Source organism: uncultured Kordia sp. (genome assembly GCF_947496985.1).
Lineage (GTDB): Bacteria > Bacteroidota > Bacteroidia > Flavobacteriales > Flavobacteriaceae > Kordia.
On sequence record NZ_CANMEZ010000019.1, the window covers coordinates 1 to 18,486 of the forward strand.

Annotated in this window: 16 protein-coding genes; 12 read left to right on the forward strand and 4 right to left on the reverse strand. The window is 28.9% G+C overall.

What is annotated here, in order from left to right; all coding sequences use genetic code 11:
* Positions 1 to 85: 85 nt before the first annotated feature.
* The 8 genes from Q0828_RS24220 (at position 86) to Q0828_RS24255 (ending at position 8,245) form a co-directional block, all read left to right on the forward strand.
* A complete protein-coding gene (locus Q0828_RS24220; RefSeq protein WP_298427925.1) occupies positions 86 to 730 on the forward strand; it encodes a hypothetical protein in 645 nt (214 codons plus the stop codon).
* A 150-nt stretch (positions 731 to 880) separates the two neighbouring features.
* Positions 881 to 1,897 (forward strand): DUF2971 domain-containing protein, encoded by a 1,017-nt coding sequence (locus Q0828_RS24225; protein ID WP_298427927.1) that lies wholly within the window; start codon positions 881 to 883, stop codon positions 1,895 to 1,897.
* A gap of 219 nt (positions 1,898 to 2,116) precedes the next feature.
* A complete protein-coding gene (locus tag Q0828_RS24230; RefSeq protein WP_298427929.1) occupies positions 2,117 to 3,376 on the forward strand; it encodes an ATP-binding protein in 1,260 nt (419 codons plus the stop codon).
* A gap of 6 nt (positions 3,377 to 3,382) precedes the next feature.
* Positions 3,383 to 4,354 (forward strand): hypothetical protein, encoded by a 972-nt coding sequence (locus tag Q0828_RS24235; protein ID WP_298427932.1) that lies wholly within the window; start codon positions 3,383 to 3,385, stop codon positions 4,352 to 4,354.
* Between the two features lie 162 nt (positions 4,355 to 4,516).
* Complete coding sequence (locus Q0828_RS24240) at positions 4,517 to 5,836, forward strand: hypothetical protein (RefSeq protein ID WP_298427934.1); 1,320 nt, start codon at positions 4,517 to 4,519, stop codon at positions 5,834 to 5,836.
* A gap of 220 nt (positions 5,837 to 6,056) precedes the next feature.
* Positions 6,057 to 6,869 (forward strand): hypothetical protein, encoded by an 813-nt coding sequence (locus tag Q0828_RS24245; protein ID WP_298427936.1) that lies wholly within the window; start codon positions 6,057 to 6,059, stop codon positions 6,867 to 6,869.
* Between the two features lie 200 nt (positions 6,870 to 7,069).
* The gene (locus Q0828_RS24250) at positions 7,070 to 7,612 is read left to right on the forward strand and encodes a hypothetical protein (RefSeq protein ID WP_298427938.1); all 543 of its coding nucleotides are present in this window, start codon (positions 7,070 to 7,072) and stop codon (positions 7,610 to 7,612) included.
* 234 nt (positions 7,613 to 7,846) lie between these two features.
* Entirely contained in the window at positions 7,847 to 8,245 is a 399-nt protein-coding gene (locus tag Q0828_RS24255; protein WP_298427940.1) for a hypothetical protein, read from the forward strand.
* A gap of 477 nt (positions 8,246 to 8,722) precedes the next feature.
* Here Q0828_RS24255 and Q0828_RS24260 read toward each other — a convergent pair whose 3' ends face one another.
* The 4 genes from Q0828_RS24260 to Q0828_RS24275 all read right to left on the reverse strand — a co-directional run bounded on the left by Q0828_RS24260 (position 8,723) and on the right by Q0828_RS24275 (position 12,867).
* Positions 8,723 to 9,484, reverse strand: coding sequence for a hypothetical protein (locus tag Q0828_RS24260; RefSeq protein ID WP_298427942.1), 762 nt, complete (start codon positions 9,482 to 9,484; stop codon positions 8,723 to 8,725).
* Positions 9,484 to 10,248, reverse strand: coding sequence for a PoNe immunity protein domain-containing protein (locus Q0828_RS24265; protein WP_298427944.1), 765 nt, complete (start codon positions 10,246 to 10,248; stop codon positions 9,484 to 9,486). Before Q0828_RS24265 ends, Q0828_RS24260 begins: the two co-directional genes overlap by 1 nt.
* Before the next feature lie 18 nt (positions 10,249 to 10,266).
* On the reverse strand, positions 10,267 to 12,321 hold the full coding sequence (locus Q0828_RS24270; protein WP_298427946.1) for a hypothetical protein: 2,055 nt from the start codon (positions 12,319 to 12,321) through the stop codon (positions 10,267 to 10,269).
* 261 nt (positions 12,322 to 12,582) lie between these two features.
* Complete coding sequence (locus Q0828_RS24275) at positions 12,583 to 12,867, reverse strand: hypothetical protein (protein WP_298427948.1); 285 nt, start codon at positions 12,865 to 12,867, stop codon at positions 12,583 to 12,585.
* A 240-nt stretch (positions 12,868 to 13,107) separates the two neighbouring features.
* Here Q0828_RS24275 and Q0828_RS24280 point away from each other — a divergent pair, with 240 nt between their 5' ends.
* The 4 genes from Q0828_RS24280 to Q0828_RS24295 all read left to right on the forward strand — a co-directional run bounded on the left by Q0828_RS24280 (position 13,108) and on the right by Q0828_RS24295 (position 17,503).
* Complete coding sequence (locus Q0828_RS24280; protein WP_298427950.1) at positions 13,108 to 14,808, forward strand: helix-turn-helix domain-containing protein; 1,701 nt, start codon at positions 13,108 to 13,110, stop codon at positions 14,806 to 14,808.
* A 155-nt stretch (positions 14,809 to 14,963) separates the two neighbouring features.
* Positions 14,964 to 15,206 (forward strand): hypothetical protein, encoded by a 243-nt coding sequence (locus tag Q0828_RS24285; protein WP_298427952.1) that lies wholly within the window; start codon positions 14,964 to 14,966, stop codon positions 15,204 to 15,206.
* 156 nt (positions 15,207 to 15,362) lie between these two features.
* Positions 15,363 to 16,907, forward strand: coding sequence for a S8 family serine peptidase (locus Q0828_RS24290; protein WP_298427954.1), 1,545 nt, complete (start codon positions 15,363 to 15,365; stop codon positions 16,905 to 16,907).
* Positions 16,908 to 16,978: 71 nt separating this feature from the next.
* Positions 16,979 to 17,503, forward strand: coding sequence for a hypothetical protein (locus tag Q0828_RS24295; protein WP_298427956.1), 525 nt, complete (start codon positions 16,979 to 16,981; stop codon positions 17,501 to 17,503).
* Positions 17,504 to 18,486 lie beyond the last annotated feature (983 nt).

Below are 18,486 nucleotides of genomic sequence, written 5' to 3' on the forward strand. Positions count from 1 at the left end.
TACGGATTTTCCTCTGGTTCGTTTTCTTTTACTAACTTAGTTCTAGCAAACGCAACTAATCATACACGAACACGTTAGCTAACATATGAAAACAACCAAGTCAATACTAATATTAATTCTGATTTCAACAATTATTAGTTGTCAAAAAAAACAGAATACTATTGATTTTAACAAAGAGTTGACTGGAAAGTCTTTCAAAATAGTTAATTCAAGTTTTGATAAAGACATTGAATTTTTAGATTCAATTTATATAATTTATGGATTAAAATTAACTGTAGATAAATATAGAATTGAAAGAAAAAATGACTCAATTTCAAGACTGTTTATGGGAAATTATTCTGCTATAATTCAATCTTCTAATTCAGAAACCTATAACTACATTATCATAGAAGATAAACAGAAAGACACTCTACTCTTAAAAAGGAATAAAAAAAAGTATGAACTAAACGATATAATTGGAAATTGGGTAGAAAATACAGAATTAAATTATACAATTAATAAAAATGATATTCTAATGAATATTAAAGATTCGATTAACCAAAAATCTGAATTGAATTTTGACAAAACGAATAAATACTTGACCTTTTCTTTAAATCATTCTAAAAATCGAAAAGAGTATTTATGGAAAATTTTAAAAATCGGAAATGATACTTTATTCGTTGATAAAAGTTACAAAACAGATAAAGGTTCGACTATAATAAACAACAAAATACTGACAAAAATACGTTAGCTAACACCGTATAAAATTAATTGCTGGTAACAGCTTACTTACGAAAGTCCGCGAGGACTTTCTATCTGTGATTTATTTGCTAACTTTAGTGTTTAAACCACGCAACTAATCTTATACAAAACGTTAGAGTACATACCCTAAAACAATAAAATGACAAAAGATAATTCTCGAATTTATAAGTACTTCACTATTAACGAATGGCTTTTTAGCACCTTAATTAATAATGATATATTCTTTGCTGATTCAAGAAACTTTAATGATCCTTTTGATTCAAGGCCAATTTTTCAAATAACTGAAGATAAAGAAAAAGGCGAAAAACTATTTCGGGAAATTAAAGATGAAATAAATAGACACAAAGTGGCTATTCAGAAGATTCTCTATTTCGATGAAAAGTTGAAATCTCAAAACTATCAATATGAAAATATATTAGAACTGATAATGGAACAGGGGGAACTCTTTAGTTCATCTAATGAATCTAGTGATGATAGTTTAATTCGAATTTTTTCATTTTACAATCAGGATAATATATTTGACAAAGCATCAAAAATCAACTATTTGCAATTACAAAAATATATGTTTAAGGACATTGTATTTTTACTGATAGACCTTAATAATATTGGTGTTACCTGTGGTAGTTTAAAAAATGATTGTCCTGTTATGTGGGGTCATTATGGTAATAATCATACTGGTGTATGTTTTGAATTTGAAGTTGCAAATGATAAAAAGGAAGATATTTTCAGTTATGATGAAGATATAAACTTCTCATACACGAATGTTGAGTATACGAATGCTCCAATTGATTTATTTTGCAAAAACAAAATTGATTTGGAAAACGTTAAGCAAAAATTACTTCATACAAAGTCTGCAAAATGGGAATATGAAAACGAAGTAAGAATTACTGCTCCAAGACAAGGTTCTTTAAAGTTTAAGAAAACATCATTAAAAGCTGTAATATTTGGGGCCAAATCAACTCCTAAAAATAGATATACTTTGTGTAAACTTCTTGCGTCATTAGGTTATAGATTCGAATTTAAAATCGCAAGAATTCAAACAGATCAGTATGAGATGAAAATTGAAACAATGAATCTAAATGATATTGCTGGCAGCGGAGTAAACATAGAAGAACTTGGCTTAGGAATAGCTTATAAAAAAGCAATGAATAAGTAAAACGTATTCTAACACTGTATATAGCAAATAGGGCGTTCGGCAGTTTAGGTAGGTTCAGTGCTTATTTACAATCACCGCCAAATCGTTGATTTGGCTTTTAAGAATGAATAAATTAAAAACAAAATACAACGTTTTGGCTCAGTGCAAACCCGAAAGTTTATCTCTTTTTACTGCCCTACTTGCCATATACTAAACGTTGTACGCAAGCTGAAATAAAATATGAAAATTAAACAACTAACTTTTTTTAATGATTACAAGCAGTTTAAAAAGGACGATAGTTTTTCTTTTTCATCTGATATCGTTTCTGACTCTCACTTTGAGAACTTACACGTTTCTGTTTTAGTTGGTAGAAATGGTAGTGGAAAAACTACTTTAATGAGTTTAATCTCTGCTTTATTTCATAATATTGAGAGGTATGGCTCTAAAATACCTGCCGACTTTGAAATTGTATATACTACAAATTGGACAATAAAAGAAGTAGAAATATGCATCAAACATCTTAACAACTTAATTACAGTATCAGTAGAAGGCATCTATGACCAAATTCAATTACTACCAAAAAAGAATGCTCGTCAAGAGCATTTTTCATTAATCAACAATGACAAACCATACATCACTTATAAAGATTTACGTGAATATCTTCCATTTAAAGTTGTAACTTCTACCTTTTCAATTCATGGTGAATATCCAATTTCAAGACCGTCTAACTACATAGGAGATGAAATAGTTGATGTACAATCAATTACAGATATTTATGGCAATAACCATTATGATTTAGGTTCTATTTCTCTTGGAATTTTTCGATTTGTAAATCTATACTTCAAAAAATCCAATGAGCTTAAAGAATTATTAGATTTATTTGACCTTAAGTTTACCAATAGAGTTTTATTTAGAGATTCAGATTGGGAAACCGTTAAAAAAAAATGGCTTAGGTTATCAGAATCTTCGTTTATAAAAAAATATGATTATTTAAACGATATTGAATTCGAAAGAAATGGAAGGCTGATATCATTGGGTAATATGAGTTCTGGAGAAAAAATGTTACTATTAAGATCATTATCAATTCTAAATGCTATTGAACAAGATTCTATAATAATAATTGAAGAACCAGAACTTCATTTAGATCCAGTTTGGAATAGACAATTAACAACATTATTTGAAGTACTTCTTTCTGGTTATAATTCACATTTATTGATTGCAACTCATAATTACTCAATAATTAATTCTGTCCAACAATCAAATATTATATACCTAGATAATGGATCAGAAAATAAGATATCTGAAAACACATTTTTAGCTTCTTATGAAGAACTTTTTAGAATACTTTACGGTGAAGATTTCAGGTCTAATAAAATTGAAGAAGATTTTCTATCTACCTTATCTGAAAAGAATGTTGATGAATTAAAAATCGATTATGAGAAAATTGGAAATTCAATATATAAATATCTTATTTATAAAAAAATTAGAGAAAAGAGTTAGTTGAATATGTGGAAAGTTACTAACGAAATAAATAGACCAATTTTAAGCAGATATGTGGATATAATTAATAGCATGTTCATGTTGTTTATTGAGTTATCAAAAAGTGGAACAAAAGATGATGATTTGGAGATTGAGAATTTTTTAGAATCAAAATTCACCGATGATGCTAATCTGGATAGTCGACTATTAAATATAAACAAGAGTGGAAGTGATAGAATAAAACCTCTAATTAAAGATATAATAAAACTCGACACAAATATTTTAGAGACTCAATTTGATATCTATATTCATCAAAACAATGAGGCAATTAAAAACAACTACAATATAGTTCCTGAAGTGCATCCTAATTGTTTAGTAAAAATATTTAAAGACTATTTTTATGACAAGTTTTTTGGAGTTAGTTGGATATGGACAGACCTCGTTGGAAAAGTATATACAAGAGGTATGTTTAAAACTAACTTTAAGGATGAGAATAAAATTTATGTTTGCCCTTATTGTGATTCAGATACTATATCTAATGAAAGAAATGCTTGGATAGAACATTTTTTACCAAAAAGCAAATTCCCCTTTTTATCTTGTAATTATTCAAATCTTATACCATCCTGCACTTCTTGTAATGTGTCTGGTTCAGGTAAAGGTGAAGAAATAAGAAACCCAATTTTAAATCAATATACAACTCAAATTGGCGATCATTTAAAATTTGAATTTGATAAAGGTGAAATTACTATTGTCAAAAACTCTAATGATTCAATTGAAAATTTTATTGAACTACTGAAGCTTCGAAAAAGATATTCGGAAAAAGGTGTAAATAACAGCATCCTAACGGTATTAAAAGTTAATTACAATACATTATTGGGTGCAAAAGATATAGGAGAGTTTGACGAAGATATTTTTTTTGATTTTATTCATGATACTGGAAGGATTAATGGATACTATTTTGTGCAGAAAAATTTATTTGAATACATTAATGAAATATAAAAGCCAGCATACAACACCGTGTATAATTAATGGCTAGTACTCGCCTACTTACGAAAATCCTCGCAGATTTTCTAATCGGTTTTTATTTGCTAAATTAGGTGCTTAAACACGCCACTAATCATACACAAACACGTTATGTGGCATTTGAAAAAAACATCGTGAGTGAAAGAATATTTCTGCATAGAATTAAAGTTTAAGGATAAAAAAATTTCATCCGAAACATACCACGCTCATTTATTTGTTACTGACAAAGAAATGTATTTTCAAATAATAGACAATGAAGTCGGTTCTCAAATTGACAGGAATTTTATGATATCAAAAGGTTCTCACGGACTTTTTGAAGATAATTTTGAAATTACTGGGACAGAGGTTGCGCTTTTTTTAGACAAAAGTAGAATCTACAAAACACAATCGTTTCAGAGCGATATCCAAAATACTTACTTCACTATTTATGTAAGTAAAATAGCTTTAATATTTCCTAATAAACACAAGGAATTTGTAAATGAAGGAAAAGCATTCTTGAATAAAAATGGGTTAAAAATTGTTAATTCATTTTACTCTTTTTTTACTAATTTAAAAGACAAAAATGATTTTTCCATTTCCCGAATGAATGGAATGAAAGACTTCTATGACGCGAAAGAAATATCTTTTAGACCAGAATTAGAATTTACAAACAATGAAAAACGAGGAAGTGAACAATTTACTGTAAAAAAAATTCCGACTATAAACTATAATTTTGTCGATTTAGGTTTTGAACAAACCAAAAGGTCTCTTGAGATAATATGTAGCTTTTTATCTTTCTGTTTCGGAATTAGAGTAATATTCGAAAAGTTAACCTACAGAACAGAAGAGCAGATTTTTATTTATAGAGACACTTCACCAAACAACAAAACATTTGTATCCGACTTTTCGACTGTTTTTTATCATTTAGAAGAAAACTGCCGAATTGAGAAAATTTTAAAAACAGATTGGTATTCTAATTATCTCACGAAAGAAAAGCAATTCGATAAAGCAATAGATAATTATTTACATTCAAGAGAAGTAGATTTAACCGCTTCATTTTTATTACTTTTTAATATAATTGAGATTTTCAACATCAAACAACAAATTGAAAAATTTATATTTAAAGAATCAAAAGAAGATAACTTTAGAAAAGCATTTGAGTTGATTTCATCGTCTTTAAAGCAAAAAGAAGATATAGACTTACTAAAAGATAAATGGAATGGTCTTATCAATAAAATCGAGATAAAGCCTTTAAAAAGTCCTTTAGAAGAGACTTTAAAATTAAATGACATAAATCCATTAGATTTAGGATATTCATTTAATAAGCTAAAAAAAACACGAGATAAATTAACACACGGAAGTGTAAATTCGATAAGTGAAAAAGATTTGAAATCTCAAATTTTCTGTTTAAGAAAAATTGCTTTACGTTTGATATTGGCAAATTTAGGTTTGAAAAGTGACTTAAAAAACGCCACATAACAATGTATATAAAAAATAGCGCAAGTCATTATTAACACTAAGGTTTGGGCACTTTTGGAAAGTCGCCAAATTTTTAAATTTGACGATTTCCAATAAAAAAGATAAATAGTAAAATTTAAAAATTCGGCTTGTGTTATTCTGAAAAGTTAGCGCCTTTTTACACGCTACGTTTCATATACTGAACGTTAGGCGTAATCAAAAAACCAGCCATAAAATTAATATGAAATATGAATTTACCATAAGAGATTTATACTATCAAGTACTTGATTATGAAGGTGAGGAACTTTTCACAGACTTATTAAAACCTTGGGTTGAAAATTACAATTATAAAAGATTTATTAACTCAATAACAGATATTCTGAATATATCAAATGAAAAAAATTGTGAACTATATGCTTTATCAAGACTCTTAGATATTTTAACATTACATTTCCTCCCAAATAACAATGCTGATGGTTCAGATTGGTTAGGTGTAGAGATTTCCAAAAATGAATATATCGAGTTTATTAAAATAATAGGACTTGAAACTGTTAAGCCCAAAACATATGACACTTTTCATTGTGAAATAGCTGAAACAAAAGTAGGAAATAAAAATTTTGAAATAACTGAATGCTTATTTCCTTCTGTTAAATTGAAAAATTTATTGATTAAAAGAAGTGCAGTAATTATTACGAATAGAATTGAAGACTATAATTTAGAATTGATGAATAATTCTAAAATTTACTGGACATTTAGACGTAATAATAGAAAATTTATAGATTTATCAAATGGTTGGGGAAACAATTCTCAATGGAAAACAGAATTTAGACTCGATTTGGAAAATGGAAACAAAATCATATATAATTACAATGGAAAATTTGATTTAAATCAATTATCAGAAGAGACTTTAAACGAACTTAAAGAAGAAGGTTTAGAAGTAAATGAAGCAATTGAGCTTATAGTAAATAGGCACTTCATTAAATGTTCGAAAGATGACTCTGATTTATTTCCATATAACTTTAGATATGATGAAATTAAAAAAGACTACGCCTAACAAGGGCTAAAATTAATACGGGTTTTGGTGCTTAATCCAAAGGTTAGTATATTTTTATAAAGTCCACCAAATCTTTTGATTTGGCTTTAGAACAGAAAAAGATAAAACAAAATAAAAAGTTTTGGCTAATCGCTTAATCCGAAATTAAATACTAATTTAATCCCGTACTAACCTTAGCCGAAACCGTTAGCCTTTATTATATGAACAATATGAATAACAAATTACTTTTAGCAATTTTAATAGCACTGACTTTTATTTGCTGTACTCAAGATAGAAACAAACACGAAAAAAAAATAATTATTAACGAATGGAAATTGGTATATAAAAATGACAAGGATGGCAATAAAATATTGGGAGATATAGACAAGCTTATTTCTAATGTCAGAAAAGGAAATCCAATAAAAATTGGTTGGGCGTCACGAAGACGAAATGATACAACAAAAACTGTTGAACACATTGTTGATGCAGAGTTTCTTACAATTGCAAACGGAAGTCATGTTTTTGCACAAATTAAACCTTTCCTCGCCCAACGCCCAGATTTAACTAGTGATACTTTAAATATGACTTTATTACCTGTAGAGTCTAATTGGGTCATAGGAACTAATGGAATGATTAGCAGTATTAATATTGATTACAGCAAGGATACTATAAGAAGTTTTCCGCCAAAACTCTTTGGCTATGGTTTAAGTTGGTTTTCAAAAACTTCAAATTTATCAGAGAAAGAAAAACCCTTATGGGAATAAAATTAAAATTAACAAAGGCTAACAACATATATAAAAAATAGCTGTTTTAATGCTTAAACGAAAAGTTAGTGCGTAAAAACTCACTACTTTTCATATACTAGACCGTTAGGTGCAAGCTAAAAAAAAGCCAACCGCACAAAGCAATGTGTGCCTTTTTCGGCACTCTTTGCTTTCTTCCAACCGTAGAATGACAAATTTTCCGTAACTTGTAAACTTAAATTAAACATAACAAAATTGCTTCTAAAAGAAAAAATATCGATTGAAAATTTTGAAGATAAAAAATTCAAAATCAGACTTATAGAATCTAAAAAAGATACGGAAGCTGCTTTTACACATTATTTGCATAATCACAGAAATGGAGTTTCACAATTCTATAAACCAGATGCAATTGAACACGTAAAAAACTTATTTAAATACAAATTTCCTGAAGAAAAAATATCAAATACAGTTGCTGAAGAAGCATTACAGTACTTGATATTTCAACAAGAAAACATACCGTTTCCTGCTCCTAAAAATCCTGACTTTAAGTTTATTGACTTATTTGCTGGTATTGGTGGATTTAGATTATATAGCCGTCCTGCTTATCTACGGGTAATAGATAAAGGTGTTCCCCCTCAGAAAAACCTAACCTAGCGTATTTAGTAATAAGTATTTAATTCATAATTATTTTTTTAACTCCTTTTCCAGTTCCTCGTCGAGTTCATTTTTCAATTTTGGTTTCTGTTTCAATTTTAGAAACATTCGTATAAATAGAATAGCAACAAAAATGATGAGTACTACTTCTACGATAATGATATATAGTAAAGTTGTTTTATTAAATCCCATTGTTAGTGACGTTATTAGTGTTAATGGCTACTAATATTTTCGGCAGGCTCAACAACCTCATTTCGGCAGGTGTTACACTGAGTTAAGTCGAAGGGAAAAAGCCATGCATATAGTAGGCTATGCTATTATAACATGGCTAAGGGTATTATGAAAAATTTGTGAAATTCAATTTTGAGAAGCATCAAAAACGCACTTATTATTGTACATAATGGAGCTTGTCTCAATTTTAAAAACTAAATGTAGGTAGCCTACAAAGTATCTACATTTTATTAATTATAATAAAACTTACTTTTTATCATAAATGTTAATTGGTAAATAAAGTTTTTTAATCTTCCATGTTATCACTTGTGACATAACTTCTTCTCTTGGTTTTTTCTTAATTTCAAGAGGATAATATTTACCAAGAAATTCTTTGTAATTCCACACTGGATTATAGTTAAGTTTTATTTCTTCAGTAACATATATTTCATAATCATAAACAGTAAGGTGTGGGTTTGTTATACTTTTCCGTTTTAAAACAACTTGAAAACATCGAAAACCTTCTATTATTTTTGTTTTATTACGGTTCTCTATAATTTCATAATTATGGGAAAGTTCTAGTTCTCTAACGTTAAATTTCTGTCCTATTTTATAACTATTATTTTCTACATTTCTTATAACTGAATTACCTTTAAGTGTTTCTCTATGTATCTGTTGATATCTTTCTACATTATTTGAGTAGTTAACATTACTACATATAGATTTAGACTCATAAACATTTTCATATAAATCTAAAGTATACCAACATTTTATATCGCCTCCGCTTACTTCCAATTCAGTTTTAGGAATAGAATTAATAAACTTATTTGGATTAACAGAATCAATATGTTTTATTACAAACTTTTTAAACTTTGCTTTTCTTTTTTCTAATATAGAGTCCGAAAGTTTTAAATGCTTATTTCCTATGAAAGTATGTTTCTCATACACAATACACCCTAGCTTTTTTTGATCTTGCGCATTTATTATCAGAACATTTATAAGTAGTAATAAAATTGTGTGTTTTTTCATTATAATAAATCTTTCGGGTAATATTGATTGTTTCTGTAACTACTATCATCTAATTCCATAATTTTAGTAATAGCAGCAGCTTGAAAACACCAATAACCCACATATATATTATGTGGATTATCGTGTAGATTGTATAATGGAGTCCCTTTAAAAGATTGATACCATTTTGTTTCTAAAAAGTCTTTTAGTTTTCTCTGTGCTACCAATTTGTCAGTTTCATTTATAATTTCTTTCAAAACTCCATATCGTTCATTTACATGAAAAAACTCTGAGTAACTTTCTTCTTGTATAACTTTTCTTTGAGGTATAGCATACCGTATCAAAAATTCAAACAGAAAATCTTTAACTTCATCTCCATCTATAAACTTTACAAGCTTTAACAGATACTGCTGAGGAATAGGCAATAAAACTCCAAGTGATAACATACGTGAAAAATCTAAAAAACTCGAAAAAGTATATTGTTCCAAAGGCTTGGAATCACTAGATAACATATTCCATGCTTTAGGTGTCCATGTTTCATCCATTAACTCTACAGCATTCATATAATCCGAAAGTACTTCGGCAGAACTCATATTATCACCTAAAGAATAACGAGATATAATGATGTTTTTATAAGTTCCCGACATACTATCTTTAACAATGTTTTCTCTTTCGGGTTTTATTTGACCTTCTTCAATTTTTTTTATTCTCTTGTTGAGTCTACTGTAATCTCTTCGGATTATTTCTTCAAAATAATCTTTGTCTTTTATAATATCTCTAACCATTTTTAATTTTTTTAATTATCACGGAAACCAAATTTCGATAATATTTCCTGCACTATCTAACAATTGATAATAATTTGAGCCATTCGGTGAAATTTTACTAATGATTCTTTTATAACCTTCTTCAATTATTTCATCAGCTAACTCAGTTCCAACTTCAAGTGCTAATCTATTTGTACCTGTATTAGTTCCTAGAATCCAACTATCACTCATTTGTTTACCATCTAACGAATTAGTTGACAAAGAAGAAGTATTAAATTTACTTTCAACAATTAGATATTCACCTGTTTCTGGATTTTTAAACACCCCATCAATTCCATGGCTTAGTGGTTCATCAATATCTGAAATTCTTCTATGCAATGGTTCATAGCCTAGAGAGGTTAAATCAGTATCAGTCACCATTTCTCCAAAGTTACCTTTTCTTATTGTATTCCCTGTTTCTAATGGTATATCTCCTCTTAATACCTTTTTAATATTTTCCTTTTGTGTATCGTAGACTTCATCCATATAACGATATATGGCTTCAACAACTTCAAATACTTCATCTACGTGTTTTACAGCTCTAAGTATTTTTATAACTTGCCCTATACCAATTATATCTATTATTAAAAAACTACCTGCTAAAGCTGCACTTGATTCAACACCATAAAAATCTTCTCCTGTTATTACAATTAACGCATCTTCTATGGGTAAAACATAACGTCCTGCTACAACTAATGAGTTTTCTATTAGTAATTGAAATAAGTAGTCTATACCACATGAAATACAATCAGCTGTATTTGTGTTAGGAGGCATGCGATAGGTATACCATCTATTTTTTAATCCTTCTTCTTCGTCATCTGTTGCACCTTCGATTTCATTTATTTGAACGTAATAATAATTTTCTGCCGCATAATCTTGTGAAGCAATTGTATTCCCATCGGTAGGATTAATTATTCTTCTAGTTGTTGATTCACATAATATATGACCATTTTCTAGTAAATACATTGTGTATGATCCTCCTCCGTTTGATTGATCAAATCCTTCTGAAGCAGCTATATATGTCAAAGCTTGTTTTCCGTTGATTACACCAGTTCTTGAATAGTCCCATTGATTGGCTTGAATAGATTCTGCTTGAATCATTAGTTTTACTTCTTCTTTAGCTTCACTAGACCAATTATTATCATCTAAAAATCGTCTTAGATTTTCTTTAATTGTGGGGTTATTATTCAACCATTCACTCATTGAAAGTGTTAAGCCATCTATTTCTAAAAATGATTGCGTTTTTGGAATAATAGGAACTGTAGGTGGATAGTTAGGAGGATTTGTAGTTGTACCTGTAGTACTTCCGCCTCCATTGGTAGTAGCATTACTTGGGTCACCTGTACCTGTTCCTGTGTAAGTTCCACCACCAGTGTATACACAGCCAGTTACAGCCCATGCACCCGTGCAGTTCCAATGTGCGCGAACCACTCCATCTTGACACGCTTCGCCTGGGCTATGGTTTCCTTTTAAACCACAATTTACAGCAACACAACCACCATCTTCCCATGCAATAATTTCTTCTGATGTACTCGGGCATGGAGAGTCAGATTCTGCTAGTAATAAATTAGTATCAACTATATATTGCGCAGTAGCTTGCGTAAAAAGATATGTTGTTTCCCCGTTTTCAATAGTATATGGGTACTTAATGAGCATTTGCGTAAACCCTCCATCATTAAAAACAGTAAGCACATAATTTTCAAGTATGTTAAGAGTTGCTTCTTCACGTTGTGCAATAAATGTATAGCTTTCAAAAGTGTCTCCACTAATTACCTGTACATTAGAAGTATTTATACTAACTCCGTACAAGGAAGAGTTAAGATAATCTTCACTTTCATTTGTATTTGAAAATGTAGCAGCAATGCGTATATCTATTTCCTTACGTTCTTTTAAAAGTTGAACGCCGTCAACGTTTTTTGCTACAAAGTCTAATGCAGTTAACGCAGATTGTTCTTGTTCTAGTTGAATAATTTCATCTTTTTCACAATTGGAAAAGACAAGAGAGAATAGTACAATGAGTGCCAGTCTGTAAAGCAGCAATAATTGGTTTTTCATAATTTTATTGGTTTTTTAAATATGCCTACTCGTTCGTTTTTCGGCATTCACGACTTTGTTCTATAGTTATGAGAAGTGAGATAGTAGTATTAAGATTTTCTCAATCTCTAATCTCTATACCAACTACTCATTGCTAAAAAGGAAAAGTATTCCCTATAAAACAATTGCCGTGATATTTTTTAAAATTATGTATCTTTGATGTGTAGATCGTAGGCAAATGTTTATTTGTTTACTTAAGCTCCTGCTTTTAGTGGGAGTTTTTTATTTATTTTTATTAGATAAATAATCAGACATATCTAATAATTGTTTTTTAATTTTCTCTACTTCTTCTTTTTCCTCAAGAGTATTCACAAAGAGTTCTAGTATCGCTATTTCAATTTCTTTGTTTTCATTGAGTCCGTTAAATACATTCCGAATCATGGACGAACCATATACAGTTCCCTTTTTATTGGTGATTCCTTTTTCTTTTAAAATTTTCAACACTTTATCTGAATAATGGTAGCCTAGTATTTTTTTGATTTTTTTACGTTGTTCTTTATGTATCATATAGGCGAAGTAGATTTTTATTAAAACTTTTCTTTCTTTTGTAAATAATCTTTCTATTTTAGTTGTCAGATTTTTTTGATGATGTAAATTTAAGCAGTAATTATATCAATAAACAAGTGAAAGTAGTATAGATTCCTTGAATTCATGGTATGAATTCAAATAAAAAAAGACTTTAAGTGCCTGAAATATAGAACATTAGAAATAATGATTAGTTTTTTTAAAAATCGATTTAAGTCATTCATGATAACTGTATTCATTATCAATATTTGCTTAATTTTCACACCACTGTCAGCACAAGAAGAAAATTTTAGTATTCCTGATTCTCTAAAAACGTATTCATTTTACAAATTAAGAAATAAAGTTAATAATTGGTACTTTAAAAGGAAATCTATAGAGCTAAAAACTTACGCTTATACTTACTTTAAAAAAGCTTTAAAAACTAATGATAGTTTGCTAATTGCAGAAGGATATGAATTCTTATCTTATACTGTATTTCAAGAACCAAAAGAGGAATATTATATTGACAAAGCTATCGACTATAGTAAAAACTTGAAAGGCTACTATATGCCAGCTATGGCATATTACATTAAATCAGGAATCAAGTCTGATAAAAACAACTTTAAAGAGCAACTTGATTATCTTTTATTGGCACATGAAGCAGCCGTTAATGGGCAAAATTTAGGTTTAGTTAGTCGGGTTAAACATGATTTAGGAGCTTTAAAAAACAGAATTGGAGAATATAAAGAAGCTCTTGAATATGCTAAAGATAGGTGGGACTACATCAAAAAAAGACCACTGAATACAACATACTTATCTTCACTATATTTACTGTCCGTAACACATAGCTATGCAAATTACTTAGAAGATGCAACTATACACAACCAACAAGGAGTCTTGCTTTCCAAGAAAATAGAAAATGAAAGTTATTACGCTAAGTTTGTTCTTTTAGAAGGGGTCAATCAATATTTTAAAAAGAACTATGTAGTTGCAATAGATAGTTTAAAAAAAGCTATTTCTCAGCTTAAAAAAGATGAGCTTACAAAAAATGTAGCTGCTTCATATATGTATATTGGTAAGTCCTATATTGCTTTAAATAAAGAAAAAGAAGGAATTCGTTACTTAAAAAAAATGGATTCAATCTTTAACAAAGTCGGACATTTGCTTCCATATACTAGAGATGGGTTTAAGGACTTGATTAAATATGCAAAAAAAGAAAAGAAAATAGAAAGTCAACTCTATTATACAAATCAATTGCTGAAACTGGATAGTGTATTAGATATAAATTACAAGAGTCTTAACTCTGCTATTTATAAAGAATTTGAGTCAGTTGAATTAGTCAAAAATAAAGTTGAACTCATCAAGAAATTGGATGAGAAAAATAAAACAACAATGAACTATGTAATTTTATCCATCATTGTAGCTATCATAATTTTCATAGGATTATTGTATAATTATATTAAAAGAAAAAAAGATTATAAAAAATTTATTAAAATAATTAAAAAGGAAGAAGGGTTAAAAATAGAAAAAACTTCTAAAAACCTTAAAAAAGAGTCTTCGAGTTTAAATGATATTAATCAAGATATTATTGATAAAGTTCTCAGTAAATTGAAACAATTTGAAGACAATGAAGAGTTTTTAAAACCAAATATAACCCTTAAGGTTTTATCAAAAAAAACTCAAACTAATTCAAAATATGTTTCAAAAATTATTAATCACTATAAAGAAAAGAGCGCAATAAATTATGTAAATGACCTTCGTATTAATTATGCCATAAATCGTATAAGAGACAATCGAACTTTTAGAAAGTACACCATAAAGTCCATTGCAAGTGATATAGGTTATGCCAATTCTCAGGCATTTTCAACAGCTTTTTACAAAAAAACAGGTTTAAAACCTTCATATTTTATAAAAGAAATTGAGAAAGGAAATTTTGTTGATTAAAACTTTGAAAATCAGAAGCATACTGTAGCGCGCAACAGTGTAAAAAGAAGTATGAATTCATGGAATTTATACTAATGATATAATCAGATAAGCTGAATATATAAAGTTAATTAAATAGTTTTACTGAGAAATTAATCATTTAATATTTTTGTACAATGAAGAAAAAAAGAGAAATTACATTAAAATTAAAAAAGGTAAAAATCGCAAACTTAAGCAAGTTAAGTTCGATTATGGGAGGAAATACTAACAACTGTAATAATGATAATACTGGAGATCCCGGCACGGATGAAGATTCAAGAAAAATATGTAAACCAAATGATGGAAACCCACCAGCTACGTATACCATGTCATGTCCAACTGTTTGCCCTTCATTTGTCGAAAGTAAGTCAATCTGCTAAAAATAATAGTTTATGCACTCCTTTAATATGAACTTCAAAATATTCAAATTATTTATTATCACATGTTTTGTTTACGGCTGCAGTTCATTAAAGTTAGACCAAAATACTACATATAAAACCATTTCGATTTCAGCTAAAGTTAAAAAGTTGAAGCAAATGACAGAAGTAGAAAAACAAACTTGGCAACATAAGGATGTTATTAAAGACACTATTGCAGGAATAAGTTTAGATAGAGCGTATCAAGAATTACAATTACTCAATAAGAAATCTAATATAGTAATAGTTGCAGTTCTTGATATGCGTATTCATAAAGATCACGAAGATATCAAAGATTTTATTTGGAAAAATGTAAATGAGATACCAAATAATGGTATTGATGATGATAAAAATGGTTACATTGATGATACCAACGGTTGGAATTTTTTAGGAAGCTCAGATGGAGAGCAAACTTATAGAGCAAATTTTGAATATGTTAGAATTCTTAGAGAACTCAATGAAAACTTTGAAAATAAAAATTCAAAAGAAATTGACAGTGGAAAATTAAAGGATTATGAATTATATCTTCAAGCAAAAGAAGCTTACAACGAGGAAATTGGTTATGTTAAAAGGAAAATAAGCTCTATAAATTATAAAAAAAATAGAAAAGATTTTTTAGAAAAACAACTTGAAAAAACATATCCTAGTACCAAACTTACACTAGAAAATCTGCAGAATCTAAAAACTAACGATAGCAGAATTAAAAAAAATATTCAAGCACTTATTAAATTAAAAAAAGATAGTGTTAAGGATATCTCTGATTTAGCATTAGAGAAACGATATCTAAATTTATATTTAAATATTGATTTCAAAGAAAGGTCAATTATAAATGATGATGTAAATAACATTAATGATATCAATTATGGAAATGGTAACATTACTTCTGATAATTCGGAAGGTTCGCATACCCACGCTATAAAAGTTGCAGGAATTATTGCTGCAAACAGAAGCAATCAAATAGGTGTAAAAGGGATTGCTAATAATGTAAAAATAATGCCTGTAGCTATTTCCCCTTATGGAGATGAACAGGATAAAGATGTTGCGTTAGCTATACGTTATGCAGTGGATAATGGAGCCAAAATAATCAATATAAGTTCGAGTAAGAATTTCTCAATGCATAGAAACTGGGTGATGGATGCTTTAAAATATGCTGAAGAGAAAGATGTTTTAGTAGTTACTTCTGCAGGTAATGCAGCTGAAAATTTAGATGAAAAACAAAATTATCCTAACGATACTGATGAAAAAAATAATGAAGTTTTAAAAAACCTTTTAAAAGTTGGAGCATCAACTCATGAATTAAACGAAAATATAGTTCATTATACTTCTAACTACGGAAAAGAAAGTGTCGATATTTTTGCTCCAGCTAAAAATATTTATACTACATACCCTAATAATGTATATGGATTCAGTAGCGGCACATCTTATTCAACACCTGTAGTTTCTGGAATTGCTGCTTTAATTCGTTCTTATTACCCCAATCTTTCTGCTTTAGAAGTTAAAACTATTATTTTAAATTCAGGAGTTGCTATCAACTGGGAAGTTAACAAACCTCCAACTACAAACAATAAAGAACTCGTACCCTTCAGTTCCTTATCTAAGTCTGGTAAAATAGTTAATGCCTATAATGCTTTATTGATGGCTGAGGAAGTTTCTAAGAAGAAGTAGCTTTACTTCGATAAACTCAGTAACCATACTTCAACTAACTAAAAAAAATCCGTTTTCACGGAAAATGAATCGTGCGAAAAATATTATTATTTGTTTTAGTTATTGCAACAATTATTAGTTGTACATCGCTAAAAAAAGAACTACAAAGTAAAGAACGCTACGACCGACTCTCTAAAGGTTTTTCCATTGAAAAACTACCCAATTGGACGTTTCATGGATTTCATGATATATTTAATCTTACACCAAATGATTTAATGGTTAAAGGAAAGGATTATATTAGAAATTATGTTTCAGTATATAAATATAGAAAACCAACAGATAGCCCATTGGATAGTATAGCTAAAAACCATTTTAAAAGTATGTTTGATACTGAAATCAGTGATCTCAAAAAATATGCTGCTCAAACAGAATATGGAAAAAGTGTTGTTATTACATATAAAGCAACACACGGAAATTATAAATACGCATGTGTACGGCAATATTATAAATTAAAAGACCATGTATATCAGTTAAACTATGTTGCAGAACAACAATATTTCGATACATATTATGACGAAGCTATCGCCATGATGAAAACATTTAAAATTACAGAGTAACATCTCTTTATATATATCGTAAAACTAAAGTACTCGGATTTTTAAAAGCTTCAACAATTATTGTTGGAGCTTTTCTTGTCTGCAAAACACTGTCTATCATTGATTTGTGAATATTTCAGAGCGATACTCGCAACAGTTTGCAACAAAAAGCAACAAGTCGCAACAACTTGCAACAAGTGTCATATACTGATTTTTCCGTACAGTTATTTAGTGATGTTACTAAAAAAATTACATGATTGCTCTAGTATGAAAAACACAGAGAAAAGCGAACCGAAGTTCGCTGAATTTTAAAAATGTTCAATTAATATCAAGCACATGATAAGAATTGCGATTGTATGGTACCTGGATTTGTTTGAGTTCCACAAAATGAGCTATCACATTTAACACTTGTTTGGGTGAGATGAATAGTACAAGCTACAACATAAGTTGGGGTGGGTTGTTGATGACCTCCGTTAATACTTGCATTAAAATTTGAAATTGCCTTTTTATTAAGGTTTAGCGATTTAAGATTTCCTTTTTTCATAATACTTGATTTTAAAATTAATAATGATCAAAGAGAGGTAAATAAAATAAAAAATAAAAGAATAGTAATTGAGGGTTTATGAACCATCAACAAACAGAAGAAAATGTAATTTTATAAATATTTTCTTCATATCTCTTCTAATCGTGTCGAATCTCTTCCAATCGCGTCGAATCGCGTCACGCATACTTTTTTTCTAATAATATTTACATGAATTAGAAATACTATAGAAAATGCATAACGATACATACAATTTTATCCGACGCTATCCGTCATTATATGACCCAATCCGACCTTATCCGTCGCTATCCGACTAGCATTGTTTTTATAACAATTAATATTGAACAAAGCTATTTTAATGAAGCATACATGAATATAAAAACATAACCAAACTCGACCAAACTCGACCAAACTCGACCAAACTCGACCAAACTCGACCAAACTCGACCAAACTCGACCAAAC